Raw genomic sequence first — 18,789 nt, forward strand, 5'->3', positions numbered from 1 at the left:
CATGTCTACTACGCCTTCACTTCCACCGGTTACCCCGGCAAGTGCTGAGCCAGCCTCTGCTGGCACGGCTTCTAACGACCATGTTTCTAACGACTATGAATTCCGTTTTGGCGGTATTCGGCGCCTTTACGGGCAGCGTGCGGCTACCGCGTTTCGCCATGCGCATGTGGTGGTGGTGGGCGTAGGTGGCGTAGGTAGCTGGACAGTGGAGGCGCTGGCGCGCTCAGGTATCGGTAAGCTTACCTTGATCGACCTGGACGATGTGTGTGTCTCCAACGTCAACCGTCAACTGCACGCGTTGGATGGCACTATCGGTAAACCAAAAGTGGACGTGCTGGCGGAACGCTGTCGCCTGATTGCGCCTGACATCGACATCGTCGCTGACACGGCATTTGTCACGCCCACGAACCTGGCCGAGCGCATTCCCGAGGACGCCGACCATGTAGTGGATGCCATCGACAGCGTTATCGCCAAGGCCGCGCTGATTGCCTGGTGCAAGCGGCGTAAAATCCCGATTACCGTGACCGGTGCCGCCGGCGGGCAAACCGACCCCACACGTATTCAAGTGGCCGACTTAACCCGTACCGAGCACGACCCGCTGTTATCCAAAGTGCGCTCGCGTCTGCGCCGGGATTACAACTTCTCGCGCAACCCCAAGCGGCGCTTCTCGGTCGAGTGTGTCTACTCCGACGAGCAGCTGGTGTATCCCGATAGCGACGGTGAAGTGTGCCTGCAAAAGCCCGGCAGCGGTGACGCCACCCGGCTGGACTGCGCCTCCGGTTTTGGCGCCGCCACGTTCGTCACCGGCACGTTCGGCTTTGTCGCATCCTCCAAAGTGCTCGAACGCCTGGCTAAAAAAGCCAACCAGCCAGCCACTCAGAAGGAAAGCCAATGACCGCCCCCGTTCCCGGTATTTACCGCCACTATAAAGGCGCACTTTATGAAGTGGTTGGCACTGCCCACCACAGTGAAACCGAAGAGCCACTGGTGATCTACCGCGCCCTTTATGGGGAGTACGGGCTGTGGGTGCGCCCGCTTGAAATGTTTATGGAGACAGTAAATAAAGAGGGCCAGACCCAACCGCGCTTTGCGCTTGAAAAGGCATTTTAGTGCACTTTTTGAGCAGGTCAGATGGCTAATTCAGGCTGAAAAATCGCCGCATATTCCAGTACGTTACCATCAGGAAGCTATATGTCCTCACCGATGCCGCAACAAACGCTGAAAGACGTATTCGGTTTTGATGACTTTCGCGGCGGCCAGCAGGCCGTGGTCTCCCGGGTGTTAAAGGGCCACTCCACGGCGGCTATCTTCGCCACCGGTGCGGGGAAGTCACTGTGTTATCAGTTGCCTGCGCTGCATCTACCCCATTTAACGTTAGTGGTGTCACCGCTTTTAGCGCTGATGCAGGACCAGCTGGCCTTTTTAACCCGGCATGGCGTGGCGGCGGCCACTATTGATTCTACCCAGGACCGCGACACCGTGCGTGATGTGATGGAGCGCGCCAGAAGCGGCGAGTTGAAGATTCTCATGGTGTCGGTGGAGCGGCTCAAGAACGAGCGTTTCCGGAATTTTCTACGCCAGGTGAATATTTCGCTGTTAGTGGTCGATGAAGCCCACTGCTTGTCTGAATGGGGGCATAACTTTCGCCCGGACTATCTCAAGTTACCCGAGTACCAGCACGAGTTCGCAATCCCTCAAGTGTTGCTGCTGACCGCCACGGCCACGCCTGCGGTGATCGCCGACATGGGTGAGAAGTTTTCCATTGATCCAAACAATGTGATTACCACCGGCTTCTATCGGCCCAATCTTGAATTACTGGTGCACCCAGTGGCAGGTAACCGCCAGCAGCATCTGATTGATTGGCTAAAACCCCAAATGCAGCCGGGCAATGAAGCGCCCAGCATCATTTATGTCACCTTGCAGCAAACTGCTGAACAGGTAGCCAGCGCCTTGGCTGCCCAGGGAATCAACGCTCAGGCGTATCACGCGGGGCTGGATTCATCGCGCCGGGATGAGATTCAGCGCCAGTTTATGAGCGGGGAGTCGCCGTGCATCGTGGCTACTATTGCGTTTGGCATGGGCATCGATAAAGGCAATATTCGCAACGTCGTGCACTTTGATCTGCCCAAATCCATCGAGAACTATAGCCAGGAGATCGGCCGGGCAGGACGCGATGGCTTACCTTCCACTTGCCTGACCATGGCAGGGCGCGATGGCCTGCGCGTGCTGGAAAACTTTGTGTACGGCGATACGCCGGAATACGTGGGCATTGTGCGCTTGCTTGAAGAGATCGCCGCTGCCGGTGTCACGCCCGAGCGGCAATGGGAAGTGCTGCTCAATGTGTTGTCACGCGATACCAATATTCGCCTGCTGCCATTGAAAACCCTGCTGGTACGGCTGGAAATGTACGGCATTATTGCACCGCGCTTTGCCTTTCTGGCGGAATACCGGCTGCGTTATCACACTGAACCAGAGACGCTGATCGCGCGCTTTCAAGGCGAACGGGCGACCTTTGTCCGCCTGCTGGTCGACAACATCCCCATCGCCCGCACTTGGGGGAGCGTGGATTTTGAACGGCTACATGCGGCTGGGCAGGCACAACAGATTGATGCCTCCCGCGCCCGTGTAATCACCGCTCTTGAGTACTTTCAGGACAAAGGCTGGCTGACGCTGGAAGGCAAACGAATGACCGACGTGTATGACGTCCGTCAGCCGGCATTCAGCCTTGAGAGGATGGTAAGCCAGCTATATGACGAGTGCTTAGTGCGCGAGCAAAGCGAGATTGAGCGGCTGCAGGCCATGCTGGCGCTCTTTGAGTCCGATACATGCCTGACTCGGCGTTTAACCGAGCACTTTGGCGACACCACGTTAAGCGCAAGCGACGACAGCCGGTGCGGGCACTGCTCGGTCTGCTATGGGCATCGCGTTCAACTGCCTGCCGCGCCGTCTTTACCGGCACTGACAGACGCCGATTTCAGCCGTTACGCCGTGCCCTTTATGGAACGCCATACGGCGCAAATAGGCCAGCCTCCCAACAGCCAGCGGCTAGCCCATTTTTTGTGCGGCCTGAGTATGCCGGTGTTTACGCCGCTCAAGGCGCGAAGCCTTGATGGCTTTGGCGTATTTGAGCAGCGCGCATACCCTGAAATACGGCAGTGGGCCGAGCGGTGTCTTACCCTTGGCGCTTACCCCTGACGCAGCGTAATGCGGGTGAGTTCTGAAGGCTTGCCTAAGCGCAGTGCAAAGCCAGGCCAGAGCCCGGTGCCGTTATTGACGTAAAGCGTCATTCCGTCAACATCGTAAAAGCCCGAGACAAAGCCGTTATTGGCCAAGGCCACAATACGATCAAACCCCCAAATCATGCCGCCGTGGGTGTGGCCGGAAAGCTGCACATCAACCCCGGCGGCAGCTGCCCTGGCGGCATCAAAAGGCTGGTGGTCGAGCAGGATGATCGGCGCGCTATCGGGGGCGCCTGCGATTGCTTCGTCTACATCTGGCGCAGGCCAGCCGGTGCGCGGCGCCCTTAAATCGGTGATGCCAGCAAGTACCAGGTGGGCACCGTCTCGTGTGATCACAGCATGTTGATTGGCCAGCGTCTGCATACCAAGTGATTGGTAATGCGCCATCCACTGCTCGTACCCAAAGTAATATTCGTGGTTGCCGGGGCTTGCATAAACGCCATCCGGCGCCGAAAGCGCTTGAAGCGGTGCTACATCCAACCTTCGGGTTTCAAGGTCGCCGTCGATCAGGTCGCCGGTAATCACGATTAAATCAGGCGCCAAGGCGTTGGTTTTGGTGACCACCGCTTTAACCCATGGCGCCTCAAATAACCGGCTGATATGCAGGTCGGTTAAATGAATTATTTGATACCCGTCAAACTGCGGGGGCAGCCCAGTAATGGCTACTTCAACCTCCTTCATGGGCGGTACGCGTACTGCCTGGTTGACCCCAAAGGCTGCGATTCCCAGCGCGATGATCCCGATCGCATAACGTAACGAGGCAGGGATCTTAAGTCGCCGCCTTTTTGCTGCCATTAAAAGAAGTGTTACCGCATCAACGATGAGTTGTAACAGCGCCAGGAAAAGAAGGGTGCCGAACAGCCAGTTGATCATCAGCACCATACTTCTGGGTACCTCGGGGGAAAACATGCTGCCAAAGGCCAAAAACGTCAGCAGGTGGTGCTGTGACACGAGCAGCAGTAACGCGCTAAGGGCAATCTTGACCCATAACGGCCAACGCAGCGGCACCAGGAAACGGGCAATAACCATCAGGCAGGGTATGGCAACGATGAAGTGAAACATCAAAAGGAACTCGTATAAGAGAGTGGGCGTAGTTATATAGATAAACGACTAAATTAGCTATTCATCAAAAAAGTGTAAAAATCGCTTGGTTCAACGCTACGTGCATTCGTAAAGTGCTTTCGATACGTACTTTCGCTACGTACTTTCGCTACGTACGTTCGCTAAGTGTTGCCACTAAGTACGTTCATCGGGCAGGCGTCTTTCACGCCAGTTATCCCACGCGGGAGCTGGACCCACCATTTCGAACAGATGATCCAAAAAGGCGCTTACCTTTCGCGTATGCAGGCGACGCTGCGCGTACAGTACATGAATATCGCGCCTGCCGGGGGCCACCTCGCAGCGCCACGCTTCAAGCACGGGTAGCAGTTTTCCCGAGGCCAACTCATCGGCGATTAGCCAAGTCGGAAACATGACAAGCCCGTGCCCCATGAGCGCTGCTTGTACCAGGCTTTCGGCATCATTGCTACAAAGCGGCCCATCCACCTTGCAGGTCAGCGGTTGGCGCTGTTCGGGGTGGTGGAAGTACCAGCGCTGGCGACCCATTTCACCCTGGTAAAGTAGGCAGCTGTGCTGAGCCAGGTCATCAGGCGTATTCGGCGTGCCTGCATTGTGCAAATAGCTCGGTGCGGCGGCCACCACGTAATTCATCGGGGCCAGGCGGCGTGCCACCAGCGTAGTGTCAGCAAGCTCACCTACGCGAAAGGTAATATCGATGCCCTCGCGTACCGGGTCAGTGAGTTGATCGGTCAGCATTAACTCGACGTTGACCGCCGGGTAGCGCTGCTGAAAGCGATGCAGAATTGGCATGATTTGACGCTGACCAAAGGCGACCGGCGCGTTTAAGCGCAGCACACCGGAAGGCTCGGCATTTGGCGCTGTCAGCGCTTCGGTCGCCAGGTCGAGCTGTTCAAGGATGCCTCGCACATCTTGATAGTAGCGCTCACCGGCTTCGGTCAGCGTCACTGCCCGCGTGTGCCGATAGAGCAGTTGCTGACCCAACGATTCTTCCAGGGACGCAATTTGGCGCGAGATAGACGACACAGCGCGATGAAAATGACGAGCCGTGGCGGTAAAGCTGCCGGTCGCGGCAACGCGCTCGAAAACGCGTAATGCATTGAGATCCATTGAGTTGCGCCTACAGCAATAAAGATTTGCGGTTTTTCCAATTGTAGCAACTTTGGCTGCTGTCCAGAATAAGCCTCAACCGATACGAGCCCAGCGTTCGTCGATTTTAGAACTCACTTTGTCAACACTTGCTGGATTGATGCGAGTTATCTCATTTGGATAAGGAGTCAATAATGCGTAAAGGCAACGCGCTTGTCGTAGGCGCGACAGGAATCACTGGCGGTAACCTGGCAAGCTATCTTAATGCCAGCGGCTGGACTGTTTATGGTTTATCACGCCGCGCCACTACCCAGACCGGTGTTATCCCTGTTGCCGTTGATCTGCTGGATCGCGAAGCGACCGAGAAAGCTCTGACCGATTTACCCATCACGCACGTGTTCTACTGCACCTGGATCAAGCGCGATAGCGAAAAGGCCAATGTCGAGGCCAACGGCGCGATGATGCAGAACCTGTTGGATGCCTTGCAGGGCGCGAAAATCAAGCATGTCTCGCTGGTAACCGGCACCAAGCAGTACCTGGGCTCTTTTGAGAGCTACGGCAGCGGCAAGACTGAAACGCCATTTCGCGAATCCGCGCCGCGCGTACCGGGTGATAACTTCTTCTACGCCCTTGAAGACACCCTGTTCGCCGCCGCCGAGCGTGACGGCTTCAGCTGGAACGTGCACCGCCCGCATACCGTGATCGGCTATACCCTGGGTAACGCCATGAACATGGGCGTGACGCTGGCGGTTTACGCGTCTATCTGCAAAGCAACTGGCAAGCCGTTTACCTTTCCAGGCTCGCAGACTCAGTGGAATGCACTGACCGACCTAACCGATGCGTTGGTGCTGGCGCGCCAGTTGGAGTGGGCGGCCACTACCCCGGGGGCGCACAACGAAGCGTTCAACACCGTTAACGGTGACTTTTTCCGCTGGCGCCGGATGTGGCGTGAAATAGGCGAGTTCTTCGAACTGGAGGTGGCCGATTGCCCGGAAACGCCGCTGCCGCTGGAAACACAAATGGCCGATAGCGCGCCAATCTGGGCCGACATTGCTGAAAAGCATGACCTTGTTGAAGCCGATGTGACCAGGCTAGCTTCCTGGTGGCACTCTGATGCCGACCTTGGTCGTGAGCTTGAGTGCGTTAACGATGTGACCAAGTCACGCGATTTCGGCTTTGACCACTTCCGCGAAACCCGTGGCGCGTTTTTTGATCTGTTCACCCGCCTGCGCGCAGAACGCATCATTCCTTGAGTCATACCGCTTTCAGAAAAATCGCCACCGGGGTGCCTAATGGCACCCCATTTTGCGTTCCTGAGCGCCTTCTTGGATGTAATGGCTCAAGTGCGGTGATAAAAAATGAGTTAACCGGATGCTAGTTAAAAGAGTAGAAAAGCTATTAATAGTTTTAATGTATAGCAGTAAGTGCCAAGCTGTCTTGTTGTTAAGGGATAAGCTTAAAAGATATTCGTCGTGTTTTTTAAATATTAAGACGCACTAAATCCGGGCCTTGTTATGCTTTTAAAAAGCCTAACAACCCTGTTTCTTTTTTACTTTTACGCGTTACTATTAACACTGTTCGCGTCGATGTTTTTAAATGCTCGAAGATAAAATAAGGTGGCCCGCGAGTTAACGCATGCGGATAGTTATACTGAAAAAACGCACCGGTCTGGAGTGTTAGAAATGCGCCGCCCAGCGCAACGAAGGCTTCGTGGGCAAGGGCGAGTAATGCAATAGAGAGCGACGGGCTGTGTTGCCACAGCTCACAGTAGCCACACTGGTTGTGCCAGTCTGACAACGTGCTGGAAAGCGCGCCCGTATCTGGTGTCGGGGAATGCGCTACAGGGTGCTCGGCGTGTTCATCCGTAGGGTGATGATGTTCAGCATCCGCATTGTGGTGATGACTGTTGCTGTGGTTATGGAGCTGGCTGTGAGCATGGTGGCCATGGTCGTGATGACCCGCCTGGAACTGAGAAATGAGCGGCCCCGCAAATAACAGGCACATGGCTACCCACGCCATCGCTAATGTAGCGCGATAGTAGGGTAAGCGTGCTGAGCGAGACAGTGGCATCAAATTCAGCCCTCACGGAGTTAACAAGAAGCGTGATTGTACCAGCCCGGTACTGAGTAACCATAAAATTATCCGTTAACGGTAGATTCCTTAAATCGCTGAGCCTTATGCGTCCTATAGTCGCACTCTTTATATGCATGATTTAAGAAGATGTTTGTAGCGTTTTAATCGTTAGCTTTTTTAAAGATCAATAATCCTTTGCATATACGCCATGCCGATAAAGTACGTTGTTTAATATCTCTTAGGAAATGATAAGCATGTCCTCAAAAAAAACCGATCCAACGCTGCCCCGGCGAAATGGAAAAATTCTCTTTGCGCTATTAATGCGAATGCACTTTTATGTGGGGCTTTTGGTAGGTCCCTTTATCCTGGTGGCCGCCTTAAGTGGTATTGTCTACGTTTTAACACCGTCGGTGGAATCGTGGCTTTACCGTGATGCCTTAACGGTAAGTACCCAGAATGCACCGCAGCCGCTGGCACGGCAAATTGAAACGGCGCAGTGGGTGGTAGGCCAGGACACGCTACCCGCCGCGGTCCGCCCCGCACCGGATGCGCACAGTACCACGCGTGTTATGTTTGCTGACCCAGCGCTTGGGCCTTCCGAGCATCGGGCTATTTTTATAGACCCGGCAACGCTTGACGTAAAAGGCGACATGACGGTGTATGGCACCAGCGGCATATTGCCGTTTCGCACGGCGCTTGATCAGTTTCACCGTAATTTGCTGTTAGGCGATGTAGGGCGCTTGTACAGCGAACTAGCGGCGTCATGGTTATGGATCATTGCGCTGCTGGGCCTGGTGCTTTGGTTAGCGCGACGTAAAGCGCTTAAAAGCCCAAGCCCGCGTATGGCGGCACGGCGCTTGCACGCAACCGCAGGTGTTTTTGCGCTCGTCGGGCTGCTGTTTTTCTCAGCCACGGGGCTTACCTGGTCGCAATGGGCCGGTGGCAATATTGGCGAATTAAGACAGGCGTGGGGCTGGGGTACGCTGAGCGTATCGACCGTGCTTCCCGCGCCAGGGGATGCAGTGAGCCATGATTCCCATGCCCATCACGACATGCATGCCGACCATGGTGTGAGCAGCGCCCCCGAAGCCGGAGATTTTGTAAGCCCGGAAGGATTCGACCAGGCGCTTGCGGCAGTCAGGAGCGCAGGATTAGTGGCAGGTAGAATCCAGCTAGAACCGCCTGCCAGCGAAGGCCGAGCGTGGCGTGTGACTGAAATTGACCGCCGCTGGCCTACTCAGGTAGACCAGATCGCACTGAACCCAAGCGATATGCGTATTCTTGAGCAAACGGATTTTTCAACGTTTCCCTTGGCGGCAAAGCTAACGCGCTGGGGTATTGATTTACATATGGGCGTACTGTTTGGCCTGCTTAACCAGCTGGTGCTGGCGCTATTTGCAGCGGCACTGGTGTTTCTTATTGTGTGGGGTTATCGGATGTGGTGGCAGCGCGTTAAAAACACCACGGTGAATAAGGCACAAACCATGACCGCGCTGTTTATCATGCTGGGCGTGCCCGCTCAGTTGGGCCTGCTCGCCATCCTAACGCTTTTAGGGTTCGCCTTACCGGTATTGGGTGGCAGCTTGATCATTATTGCGATCATTGATGCGCTGCGCTGGGCGGCTTCCAGAAAGCCCCGAAGCGTGTAAAAACGCTGATAATAAGCACAATAGAAAAGGCCTCAGGTCGATACCTGAGGCCTTGGCGCTTGCAAGCAGATTTATTCCCACGCGGGGAAGGGGTCAGGCAGCGTTTTCCACATCTCCATGCCTTCCAGTAGCTCGCCTTCGTTGAGTAAGCAGGCATCCAGTGCGTCACACATGCGGGCTTTATCCAGCCCTTGGCCGATAAACACCAGTTCCTGGCGCATATCCCCAAACGGCTCTTCCCACTTCTCGGTGATGAATTGGCGGTATTCGGGGGCAGTTGGCCAGCGCTCTTCAGGAACCGACTTCCAGAACATACCGGCCATGCCGTGATGGGCGATGCCGCCTGCCTGGCTCCACTGCCCGGCCCACTGGGGGCGGGTGGCCAGCCAGAAAAAACCTTTCGAGCGCAATAAACCCTCGCCAAACCACTCGGAATGCAGCAGGTCGTGAAATTTGGCCGGGTGAAATGGGCGACGGGCGTGATAAGCAAAGCTTCCGATGCCGTACTCTTCGGTTTCGGGTACGTGCTCGCCACGCATCTCTTTTAGCCAGCCCGGCGCCTGCTGAGCGCGCTCAAAGTCAAACCTGCCAGTATTTAGCACTTTATTAAGCGGTACGCCGCCTTGGCGAATAGGCACCAGCTCGGCATCGGGGTTGAGGGAGTGCAAAATGGCTTTGAGTGCCTCCAGCTCTTTTTCGCTAATTAAATCCGTTTTACTAATCAGCAATACATCGCAGAACTCGATCTGATCCACCAGCAGGTCGGCAACGTTACGTTCATCCTCTTCGCCGAGGCTTTCTCCTGCTTCCGCCAGGCTTTGTGCTTCACGGTATTGGGCAAGAAAGTTGGCACCATCAACGACCGTTACCAGCGTATCCAACCGGGCGATATGGGAAAGGCTTTGGCCGTCCTCATCCTCAAAGGTAAACGTTTCAGCCACTGGCAAGGGTTCGGAAATACCGGTCGACTCAATGACCAGATAATCGAATTTTCCTTCCTTGGCCAACTGGTTGACCTCTATAAGCAGGTCTTCGCGCAGCGTGCAGCAAATGCACCCATTGCTCATCTCGACAAGGCGTTCTTCTGAGCGATTAAGCGCTACTTCGCTCTCAAGCGTTGGCTCGCCCGGGCCACCGCGCACCAGCGCGGCGTCGATGTTCACCTCGCTCATATCGTTCACAATCACCGCCACGCGAAGGCCTTCACGGTTGGCGAGGATATGATTGAGCACGGTGGTTTTACCAGCGCCCAGAAAGCCCGACAGCACGGTAACGGGCAGGGGAGAAAACGCAGTCATTGCTAGCATGCCTCTAAATGGTTTTATGTTATGTAATAATATAACAATATATGGCGACTAGAAAGTGCTGTTAGCGAAATGGTGAGGCTTGGTGACAGATGCAAGAAAGGAGGGATGGGCACTTCGGTTTTTAAAAAAACTTATTTATCATTGTCTTAATATATAAATATTAAGTAAATTAAACTATTTATTAGTTTTATATTTTCATCTAGTAAAAATATAAATTTCGTAATACGAAAGATTAATACAAACGTAAACTACCCTGAGCTACCTTTTTATGAACAATAAAATATAAAAAGGTAAGAACTAATGCGGGTAAAAACACCGTTACCATCCAATAAAGTGGCTCAGTCCTCCTTGTCCAAAGGATTAGCTTTGTTAACTGCAGTGGCAGAGAAAGGCTCAGAAGGAATTAATCTGAGTGAGGCTTCCACGAAAGCTGGAATAAATATTTCAACAGCTTACAGATTGCTGAATGCCTTAGTTGAAGAAAACTTCATTAGCCTTGACCCTTACTCTAAGTTCTACCATCTAGGGCTTATGCCTTATGAAATTGTTGAACGAGCTGGATCTGATGTTGCTTTCCTTGAGCTTCGTCGAAAGTTACACCCAACCTTATTAGCTATACAGGAGGAGGTTGATGGAATTGTTTGTCTTTCTGTTCCATCTCGAGGCGAATCATTATGTATCGACCTTGTTTCTGGTAGCTCTCATATAACAATCAATACTTTAAAAATAGGTGCAAGACGCCCGCTCGGCGTTGGCGCTGCTAGCCTCGCACTACTTGCCAGCCTCTCCGACGAAGAGAGGGAAAAAGTCATCATATCCGAGGCAGAGCGATATCTAAGGTATGGCTGTATGACAGCTGAAATTGCTCGCGATGCAGTAAGTCTTCTCGATTCTCAAGGCTACGTTTTTAACGATGCTTATGTCATTCCAGATATCGGTGCGATTGCATTACCACTGTTCTCAGAAAATTCGTTGATTGGCGCTATCTCCGTGACGACCACAATTTCTCGATTAAGCAAAGAACGGCGAAAGCAGATTGCGGCGATGATTTGTGCTGCCGTCAAACGTGAAGGCATGCAGGTTAAGAGGAGACGCTGATGTACCCAATTGACTTTTTTTATAGGCAAGTACTTAAAGATGGGAATCGTATTGCAGTTGAGTTCGGCGACGAAAAAATCACTTATAAAGTGTTAAAGAATAAATCGGATGCTTTGGCTGCGGCGTTTCAGGATATTGACTCGACTCCGGGTTCCAGAGTTGGCATTTGTTGCTTCAATCATATCGACCACTTAATCGCTTGGCTGGCGGTTCTGGCTGCGGGGAAAGTGTGGGTTCCTCTCTACCCAAAAAATAGAGAGGCGGAAATCTGTCAATCGATTGAATTCACTGAAATGTCGATTGTTGTTGTAGATGAGGATAGCCATCACTTGGTCAAGAATGGCGGAGCTAAGATTCTTATTGCGAGCGCAGAAGAAGGGCAGACTTCATTAGCCAAATTGATCCGAAAATATGAAGGAAAGAAACCGACCTTTCACCTTTTACCACTCCATGAAACACAAGCAATTAAGTTCACTGGAGGTACTACTGGTAAACCAAAGGGAGTAATGCAGCCTTACCGTGCTTGGAACACGAATATCGTTACACAGATCTTGGCGTGGGACATGCAAGAGGGCGATCGATATCTCGCAGCGGCACCAATCACGCATGGAACCTCGACATATATTTTACCGACGCTAGCAACCGGAGGCACCATCGTCATTTTGGACCAGCCTCGACCAAAAGAGACGCTTCATTATTTACTAACGAGCGATATCACTACCACTTTTTTACCGCCGACAGTTCTTTACTTGATGATGCAGATACCTGAAGCCAAAGAGGGAAGTTACGATCGGCTAAGAAACCTTGTTTATGGATCGGCACCGATGCGATCAGAGGCTATTGCTGATGCTCAAAAAATATTCGGGCCTTGTATAGCTTCAAATTATGGTCAGACGGAGGCGCCGCAGATCGCCACTATGATAACTGCACAAGACCTGCTTCGCCCCGAAAAACGGGCCTCTGTTGGTCGTGAAACCATTCTTTCGAAAGTTGGCATTATCGATGAAAGCGGTAATTTGCTTCCCGCTGGATCTAATGGAGAGATCGTTCTGCGAGGTGACCTCCTCATGACCGGCTATTGGCGTCAGCCAGATAAAACTGCTGAGACTTTAGTTGATGGATGGCTTCGTACTGGTGACCTTGGCTTTGTCGATGATGAGGGTTTTCTTTTCATTAAAGGGCGATCGAAGGACGTCATCATCACAGGAGGCTTCAACGTCTACCCAATCGATATAGAGCCGGCTATCGCTGAGCATGAGGCGATTATAGATTGTGCTGTCTTCGGCGTACCTGATGATAAATGGGGGGAGGCTGTCCATGCCGCTGTTGAATTACGTGATGGAGTTCAGGTGGAGCCTAATGAAATTATTGCATTCATTAAGGAAAAACTTGGGTCGGTAAAGACCCCCAAATCTCTTGTTGTCTACGATCGTCTACCCCGCAACGCGTATGGAAAGCTTCAGAAGCAGACGCTCATTGATGACTATATAAAGTCGGCCAAAGCCGGCAAACAAAAGGATACATAATTATGGTCTTTAAAACGCCTACCACTTCTCTAAGCCGACATACTCCTACAGCGGTCTTTTATCGGGAAAAAAACCTCGTTGAAGATATGCTCAAGTCCGGCTCTCAATCTGATTTCGTTTCCGTGATGATGGAACATATCCTTGGCCGTCAAATTAAGCCTGAGGAGCAGCGAGTAATGAATGCTGTTCTAATCACCATGATGGAGCATGGCTTTACGCCTAGCGCCATAGCAACGCGTTCCGTCTACATGAGCGCACCTGAAAACTTACAAGGGGCCGTAGCTGCAGGGCTTTTAGCAATCGGAAGCCAGTTTGTCGGGACCGTGGAAAACAATGCGCGCTTATTAGCCAGCCTTGCCTCATTAGAGGGCGAAGAACGCAGAACATACGCTAAAGAGATCGTCAATGAATATCGAGGCCGAAAAGCACACATCCCAGGCTTCGGGCATCACCTACATTATCCTGACGATCCTCGGGCAAAACGGCTTATAGAAATAGGTCAAAAAAATGGGTTCTCAGGAAAGTATATCGAATCCCTCCATCTTCTTTCCGAAGTTATTGATGAAATCACAGGGCGGCACATTACTATCAACGCGACTGGCGCAACAGCCGCACTGCTTGGCGAAATGGGTATTCCTGTAGATCTGATGCGAGGCTTCTCTGTTATTGGGCGCACCGCCGGTCTGGTTGCCCATATTGCGGAAGAGCAGCAACGCCCTTCAGGCCGATATATCTGGGACCTCGTCGATAAATCTATACCCTACGAGGATTAAAGAAATGTCCAATTATGTACTTATTACAGGCGGCTCAAGGAACATAGGTGGTGCGATAGCGAAACGCCTTTCTGAGGATGGACTGCGTGTTGTTGTGGTAGATCGGATTCAACCTGAACATGAATACGCAGAGAAATTTATTGAGGTCGATCTCGCGGATGCCATAGCGACAGAGAACAAAATCATCGAATTTACCGCTACTCATAGCGTACTTCGGCTAGTCAATAATGCCGGTATCGTTATGCCTTCTGCGATTGAAGATACCGAGCTTGATAGCATTGAGAAAGTCGTTTCCATCAACCTGACAGCACCAATTTTATGTGCCAAGGCTGTTATTCCTGCAATGAAAAAGGCTGGTATAGGCCGCATTGTTAATATCTCTAGCCGCGCCGCTTTAGGTAAAGAAATGAGAACGGTTTATTCGATGACGAAGGCTGGGCTACATGGTTTAACGAAAACATGGGCACTCGAACTCGGACGACATGGTATCACTGTCAATGCGGTGGGCCCCGGCCCAATACGAACAAGTCTGTTTGAAGAGGTTAACCCGCCGGACGATCCACGCACGAAATCCATCATTGAGCGCGTACCTGTTGGAAGGCTAGGCACGCCAGATGATGTTGCTAATGCAGTAAGTTTTTTTGCATCCGAAAAATCAGGCTTTGTTACTGGGCAAGTACTTTACATCTGCGGAGGCATGACGATCGGCTCCGTATAAAGGTTTCCAGTTGCATTAGCACTGGAGAATCCCCGAGTGGGTACATTCATGCAGAGGAAAAAATAATGACAAAACTCTCGAAGACACTGTTGTCGTCCATTTTGGTCAGCACTTCACTCATGGCGTTCACATCGCAAGCGAACGCACAAGCAGAGGACTTTCCAACTAAGCGTATCAATATGATCGTTCCCTATAGTGCTGGTGGATCGACCGACATACTTGCTCGTCAAGTAGCAAGGGGGCTAACAAGCGTCCTTGATGAGACGGTGACCGTGGAAAACCGGGCCGGAGCCGGGGGCACGCTAGGAAGCACACAGGCTGCAATGGCAAACCCTGATGGATACACTCTCTTTATGGGAAACGTTTCATCTCATGGCATTGCGCCGGCTGTCTATAAAAACCTGCAATACGATGCGAAGAATGATTTTGATCCAATTATATATCTTCTTTCGATCCCGAATGTGATGGTGGTCTCTAATGAGAGCAATATTAATTCGGTAGAGGAATTTATTGATCAAGCCAATGAGCGAGAGATGAGATTCGCTTCGTCAGGAGTTGGAAGTTCAATTCATCTATCAGGGGAGATGTTTAAAGCACGTACGGGGGCTCGGATGACGCACGTACCATACCGTGGAAGTGGTCAAGCAATGCCAGCACTACTTTCTGGGGATGTTGACGTAATGTTCGAGAATATGCCTTCGGCTCTCCCGCAAATCCAATCAGGTGCAATCCGACCTCTGGCAGTCACGACGAGTGAGCGATCCGCAGCATTGCCTGATGTTCCCACACTTTCTGAGGCGGGTATTGCCGAACTTGAGGAATTTTCTGCCATTTCATGGTTCGGTCTATTTTCTCCAGCGGGAACAGATGATGCAGTGGTTACGAAACTTAACGAAGCAATGCAGGAAGTGATGCAGAGCGACGATTTTAAGGAATTCGCTAGGACGCGAGGGGCCACGATCGAAGGTGGCGAACCAGCAGACCTTGCTTCACATGTCGATCAAGAACTAGCTCAATGGAAAACGGTCGTCGATGAAGCCGGCGTGACCGTGGAGTAAGTATTTTAGAGCGGACGTGAAAATTTACGTCCGCTCCACTTCATTGGGTTTATAGAGGGCTTATCGATGAGCGACGACATTGAACAGAGACCCGAGGCTGTTGCTAAAAAAAGCATAAAAGATGCCATGCTTGGGGGGGGAATATTTGTGGCTTCAGTTCTCTTCGCTTGGATTGTAATTCCTGCGGGAGTGGTTTCACCTGCTTCAGTAGAGCGGCTTCCTCTCTCTCCGGTCTTTCTACCTTACGTTTTAACCACATTAATTGGGATTTTTGGCTTGATCTACGGGATGCAGGCATCAATCGGCCTAGGGGTTCCTAAAGAGGAAAATGATGAGTCTACCCATTTAAGGCGTAGGTGGCCGTTACATATTTTATTAGTAGCCGCCTGTTTTTTTGCCTATTGCTTTTTAACTCAGTACCTCGGTATGTTGTTGATATCTATAATGGTTACAGGGTTTCTTATCTGGCTGGGTGGAGAGCGACGGCCTCTAATCCTGGTTTCAGTCTCAATCGGGCTTCCGCTAGTTCTTTATCTATTCTTTACGCTGTTTGCGCAGGTTCCGCTTCCGAAAGGCCTACTTGAAGGATGGATCTGACGATGATGTCAAACATCGCCGAGGGTATTACCCTTTTTTTCAGTCTCAGTAACTTTCTTGCTATAACGGTCGGGGTATTAGTTGGCGTGACAGTTGGGGCCATTCCTGGGCTAACTGCAACAATGGCTGTAGCGCTGGCTCTGCCTTTTACATTCTCGCTCGACCCTATCACTGGAATATTGCTTCTGATAGGAATCTATAAGGGAGGAATTTTCGGGGGATCAATTACCGCTATTTTGGTAAAAGCGCCTGGAACGCCAGCAGCAGCTTGTACAATCCTTGATGGCTACCCAATGGCTCGCAAAGGCAAAGCCGGAAAAGCGCTAAAGATAGCCTTATATTCCTCATGCACGGCAGATTTAATCTCCAATCTTGCTCTTATCTTCCTAGCCGGAACCATTGCAAGTTTCGCGTTAAAATTCGGACCTCCAGAGTATTTCTGGCTAATAGCTTTTTCTTTGACAATTGTAATCTCGATATCAGGATCATCTTTAATGAAAGGGTTGATGTCGGGAACTTTAGGTATCTTGGTTTCGACAATTGGGCTTGACCTAGTCTATGGAACCCAGCGCTTTACTTTTGACAATTTCAACTTAATGGGTGGTGTTAGCTACATTCCATTGCTTATTGGCCTTTTTGCTATTCCTGAGGTTATCGATTTTTATGTTCAAAAAATAATGCCGATTGCCGTTAAAGGGGCAGACCGAAGTCGAGTATCTATGCCTGAGTTTATTAAGTGCTTACCTACAATTATTCGCGGAAGCTTTATTGGCGTGATCATTGGTGCGATTCCAGGAACGGGGGCTACGGCTGCTGCTTTTCTTTCTTATGGTGAGGCAAAGAGAGTATCCAGTCATCCGGAGAAGTTCGGCACTGGGGAAATTGTAGGTGTGGCGGCTTCGGAATCTGGCAACAATGGTGTCGCCGGGGCGACACTCATACCACTCTTAGCATTAGGGATACCTGGTGATGTTGTAACTGCCGTTATTTTAGGGGCTTTTATGCTTCACGGGCTAACGCCGGGGCCGCTACTCTTCCAAGATAACATAACCATAATATATGCAATCTTTGCAGGGATAATGCTGTCCTCACTCGTACTGCTTGTCGCCGGTAGTTTAGCAATACGCCATTTCGCAAAAATTGCGGACATCCCTCGGCACATTCTTTTGCCATCGGTTCTGCTTTTCTGCGTATTCGGAAGTTATGCCGTCCAAAATCAGATGTTTGATGTACTAATGATGTTTGCCTTTGGGCTTCTTGGCTTTGTAATGACTCGGATAGGGATGGCTTCAGCCCCCTTTCTCATCGGGTTCATCCTTGGACCCCTGTTCGAAGATAACTTAAGACGTTCCTATTTGATATCAGAAGACATATCCATCTTTTTCCGAAGCTGGATCTGCTGGTTTTTTATAGCGGCGGTCGCATTATCTCTTTTTATGGGGTTACGCCGGGAGTGGCTAGCGGCAAAAGCAGCGAAGTCCAGAGCCAGTAGCGCCCATTCTGACGGCATATGAAATGAATAAGAAAGGTGGATTAATAATGATAAAAGATCTAGAGGGTAAAGTTGTCTTAGTGCTTGGCGGTGGGTCAGTCGGCCCCGGCTGGGGGATTGGAAAAGCGATTTGTGTAAAGTACGCCGAGGCAGGTGCGATCGTCATTGTTGCAGATCGGGAATTATCTGCTGCGCAGGAAACCCTAGCACTCATTAAAAGTAGAGGCGGTCAAGGCCGGGCGGTTGAAATTGACGTTACAAAGGATGAGGACTTAACCGCAACTATATACAAAGTTATCGAGGCTTTAGGCCAGGTCGATATACTTTATTGTAATGTAGGGGTAGGAAAGGCTGGAGCCTCTGAACAGACATCTCCAGCAGACTGGCGGCGTATTAGCGATGCCAACCTCACTTCTCTTCATGTTGCTACCTCAGCAGTACTGCCCTCCATGCGTGAAAAGGCTAGTGGAGTTATCTTAACAACGTCTTCTATCGCCGCGGTTCGTGACGTTGGATATCCTCATCTTGCTTACGGTACCACCAAGGCCGCGGCTATTCATTTCATGCGGCTCTTGGCAATGGAAAATGCCTGCTATGGTATTAGAGCGAATACGATAATTGCTGGCTTAATTGACACACCGCGCATCGAAAAGACACTCGCTAATTCTTATGGAAAAAAAACTTCCGACGAAATGCGGGCTGCCCGAGCTATGCAATGCCCATTAGGCCGAATGGGAACAGGGTTTGATATCGCAGAAGCCGCTTTGTTTTTAGCTTCTGATAAAGCATCGTATATTTCTGGAACAGAAATATTAATTGATGGTGGGCTCTCTGCCACTGTGCAACAACCACCTATATTTTGAGTAACGCCTGACCGGCGGTCTGGCGAATAGTCTCACGGGCGTGCTGAACCCAACCTAATGGCATGAGGTTTTCTCCAGAGTTAGTGCGCCATACTGGCAGGAGGTTGGACAACTAACAGCGTTGAAGTCATTAGCCGTCTCAGTGTCGCGGTAAATACACCCGTGCCAAATGGATTGATGTGTTTCGTTCCCGTGGAATCAATGGCTTACATGACATCTGGCCGGCTGTA

General features: G+C 51.3%; 17 protein-coding genes. 13 read left to right on the forward strand and 4 right to left on the reverse strand.

Annotation, left to right across the window (positions count from 1 at the left end; genetic code table 11):
- Window position 1 precedes the first annotated feature (1 nt).
- From tcdA to INT20_RS03775, 3 genes are all read left to right on the forward strand, one after another.
- Window positions 2-895 (forward strand): tRNA cyclic N6-threonylcarbamoyladenosine(37) synthase TcdA, encoded by an 894-nt coding sequence (gene tcdA / locus INT20_RS03765; RefSeq protein ID WP_193056467.1) that lies wholly within the window; start codon window positions 2-4, stop codon window positions 893-895.
- Window positions 892-1,110: a DUF1653 domain-containing protein gene (locus INT20_RS03770; protein ID WP_172118579.1), complete on the forward strand. Its 219-nt coding sequence runs from the start codon at window positions 892-894 to the stop codon at window positions 1,108-1,110. Before tcdA ends, INT20_RS03770 begins: the two co-directional genes overlap by 4 nt.
- Window positions 1,111-1,191: 81 nt before the next feature.
- A complete protein-coding gene (locus INT20_RS03775) occupies window positions 1,192-3,195 on the forward strand; it encodes a RecQ family ATP-dependent DNA helicase (protein ID WP_193056468.1) in 2,004 nt (667 codons plus the stop codon).
- On the opposite strand, the gene INT20_RS03780 is transcribed toward INT20_RS03775, so the two are convergent.
- Both INT20_RS03780 and INT20_RS03785 read right to left on the reverse strand, forming a co-directional pair.
- The gene (locus INT20_RS03780) at window positions 3,186-4,301 is read right to left on the reverse strand and encodes a metallophosphoesterase (protein WP_193056469.1); all 1,116 of its coding nucleotides are present in this window, start codon (window positions 4,299-4,301) and stop codon (window positions 3,186-3,188) included. The genes INT20_RS03775 and INT20_RS03780 overlap by 10 nt on opposite strands.
- Window positions 4,302-4,475: 174 nt before the next feature.
- Window positions 4,476-5,426 carry a LysR family transcriptional regulator gene (locus INT20_RS03785; protein WP_193056470.1) on the reverse strand — a complete coding sequence of 317 codons (951 nt, stop codon included), beginning with the start codon at window positions 5,424-5,426 and terminating at the stop codon, window positions 4,476-4,478.
- A 173-nt stretch (window positions 5,427-5,599) separates the two neighbouring features.
- On the opposite strand from INT20_RS03785, the gene INT20_RS03790 reads away from it, so the two are divergent.
- Window positions 5,600-6,658 (forward strand): SDR family oxidoreductase, encoded by a 1,059-nt coding sequence (locus INT20_RS03790; RefSeq protein ID WP_193056471.1) that lies wholly within the window; start codon window positions 5,600-5,602, stop codon window positions 6,656-6,658.
- A gap of 259 nt (window positions 6,659-6,917) precedes the next feature.
- Here INT20_RS03790 and INT20_RS03795 read toward each other — a convergent pair whose 3' ends face one another.
- Window positions 6,918-7,475, reverse strand: a complete 558-nt coding sequence (locus INT20_RS03795) for a DUF2946 domain-containing protein (protein ID WP_193056472.1) — start codon at window positions 7,473-7,475, stop codon at window positions 6,918-6,920.
- Between the two features lie 257 nt (window positions 7,476-7,732).
- Here INT20_RS03795 and INT20_RS03800 point away from each other — a divergent pair, with 257 nt between their 5' ends.
- Entirely contained in the window at window positions 7,733-9,127 is a 1,395-nt protein-coding gene (locus INT20_RS03800) for a PepSY-associated TM helix domain-containing protein (protein ID WP_193056473.1), read from the forward strand.
- Between the two features lie 71 nt (window positions 9,128-9,198).
- Here INT20_RS03800 and zigA read toward each other — a convergent pair whose 3' ends face one another.
- Complete coding sequence (zigA, locus tag INT20_RS03805; protein ID WP_193056474.1) at window positions 9,199-10,425, reverse strand: zinc metallochaperone GTPase ZigA; 1,227 nt, start codon at window positions 10,423-10,425, stop codon at window positions 9,199-9,201.
- A gap of 309 nt (window positions 10,426-10,734) precedes the next feature.
- On the opposite strand from zigA, the gene INT20_RS03810 reads away from it, so the two are divergent.
- From INT20_RS03810 to INT20_RS03845, 8 genes are all read left to right on the forward strand, one after another.
- Window positions 10,735-11,532, forward strand: coding sequence for an IclR family transcriptional regulator (locus INT20_RS03810; protein ID WP_193055247.1), 798 nt, complete (start codon window positions 10,735-10,737; stop codon window positions 11,530-11,532).
- Window positions 11,532-13,058: a class I adenylate-forming enzyme family protein gene (locus tag INT20_RS03815; protein WP_193055248.1), complete on the forward strand. Its 1,527-nt coding sequence runs from the start codon at window positions 11,532-11,534 to the stop codon at window positions 13,056-13,058. Before INT20_RS03810 ends, INT20_RS03815 begins: the two co-directional genes overlap by 1 nt.
- A 2-nt stretch (window positions 13,059-13,060) precedes the next feature.
- Window positions 13,061-13,831, forward strand: coding sequence for a citryl-CoA lyase (locus INT20_RS03820; protein ID WP_193055249.1), 771 nt, complete (start codon window positions 13,061-13,063; stop codon window positions 13,829-13,831).
- Between the two features lie 4 nt (window positions 13,832-13,835).
- Window positions 13,836-14,549, forward strand: coding sequence for an SDR family NAD(P)-dependent oxidoreductase (locus INT20_RS03825; protein ID WP_193055250.1), 714 nt, complete (start codon window positions 13,836-13,838; stop codon window positions 14,547-14,549).
- 65 nt (window positions 14,550-14,614) lie between these two features.
- Window positions 14,615-15,607, forward strand: a complete 993-nt coding sequence (locus INT20_RS03830) for a Bug family tripartite tricarboxylate transporter substrate binding protein (RefSeq protein WP_193055251.1) — start codon at window positions 14,615-14,617, stop codon at window positions 15,605-15,607.
- Between the two features lie 66 nt (window positions 15,608-15,673).
- Window positions 15,674-16,204 carry a tripartite tricarboxylate transporter TctB family protein gene (locus tag INT20_RS03835; RefSeq protein WP_193055252.1) on the forward strand — a complete coding sequence of 177 codons (531 nt, stop codon included), beginning with the start codon at window positions 15,674-15,676 and terminating at the stop codon, window positions 16,202-16,204.
- 2 nt (window positions 16,205-16,206) lie between these two features.
- Window positions 16,207-17,718, forward strand: a complete 1,512-nt coding sequence (locus tag INT20_RS03840) for a tripartite tricarboxylate transporter permease (protein WP_319022160.1) — start codon at window positions 16,207-16,209, stop codon at window positions 17,716-17,718.
- A gap of 1 nt (window position 17,719) precedes the next feature.
- Window positions 17,720-18,559, forward strand: a complete 840-nt coding sequence (locus tag INT20_RS03845; RefSeq protein WP_226912035.1) for an SDR family NAD(P)-dependent oxidoreductase — start codon at window positions 17,720-17,722, stop codon at window positions 18,557-18,559.
- Window positions 18,560-18,789 lie beyond the last annotated feature (230 nt).

Source organism: Halomonas citrativorans, assembly GCF_014898005.1.
GTDB classification, from domain to species: domain Bacteria; phylum Pseudomonadota; class Gammaproteobacteria; order Pseudomonadales; family Halomonadaceae; genus Vreelandella; species Vreelandella citrativorans.

Coding starts and splice junctions, on each gene's coding strand:
- tcdA (WP_193056467.1), top strand. CDS start 2: ATGTCTACTACGCCTTCACTTCCACCGGTTACCCCGGCAAGTGCTGAG.
- INT20_RS03770 (WP_172118579.1), top strand. CDS start 892: ATGACCGCCCCCGTTCCCGGTATTTACCGCCACTATAAAGGCGCACTT.
- INT20_RS03775 (WP_193056468.1), top strand. CDS start 1,192: ATGTCCTCACCGATGCCGCAACAAACGCTGAAAGACGTATTCGGTTTT.
- INT20_RS03780 (WP_193056469.1), bottom strand. CDS start 4,301: ATGTTTCACTTCATCGTTGCCATACCCTGCCTGATGGTTATTGCCCGT.
- INT20_RS03785 (WP_193056470.1), bottom strand. CDS start 5,426: ATGGATCTCAATGCATTACGCGTTTTCGAGCGCGTTGCCGCGACCGGC.
- INT20_RS03790 (WP_193056471.1), top strand. CDS start 5,600: ATGCGTAAAGGCAACGCGCTTGTCGTAGGCGCGACAGGAATCACTGGC.
- INT20_RS03795 (WP_193056472.1), bottom strand. CDS start 7,475: ATGCCACTGTCTCGCTCAGCACGCTTACCCTACTATCGCGCTACATTA.
- INT20_RS03800 (WP_193056473.1), top strand. CDS start 7,733: ATGTCCTCAAAAAAAACCGATCCAACGCTGCCCCGGCGAAATGGAAAA.
- zigA (WP_193056474.1), bottom strand. CDS start 10,425: ATGACTGCGTTTTCTCCCCTGCCCGTTACCGTGCTGTCGGGCTTTCTG.
- INT20_RS03810 (WP_193055247.1), top strand. CDS start 10,735: ATGCGGGTAAAAACACCGTTACCATCCAATAAAGTGGCTCAGTCCTCC.
- INT20_RS03815 (WP_193055248.1), top strand. CDS start 11,532: ATGTACCCAATTGACTTTTTTTATAGGCAAGTACTTAAAGATGGGAAT.
- INT20_RS03820 (WP_193055249.1), top strand. CDS start 13,061: ATGGTCTTTAAAACGCCTACCACTTCTCTAAGCCGACATACTCCTACA.
- INT20_RS03825 (WP_193055250.1), top strand. CDS start 13,836: ATGTCCAATTATGTACTTATTACAGGCGGCTCAAGGAACATAGGTGGT.
- INT20_RS03830 (WP_193055251.1), top strand. CDS start 14,615: ATGACAAAACTCTCGAAGACACTGTTGTCGTCCATTTTGGTCAGCACT.
- INT20_RS03835 (WP_193055252.1), top strand. CDS start 15,674: ATGAGCGACGACATTGAACAGAGACCCGAGGCTGTTGCTAAAAAAAGC.
- INT20_RS03840 (WP_319022160.1), top strand. CDS start 16,207: ATGATGTCAAACATCGCCGAGGGTATTACCCTTTTTTTCAGTCTCAGT.
- INT20_RS03845 (WP_226912035.1), top strand. CDS start 17,720: ATGAATAAGAAAGGTGGATTAATAATGATAAAAGATCTAGAGGGTAAA.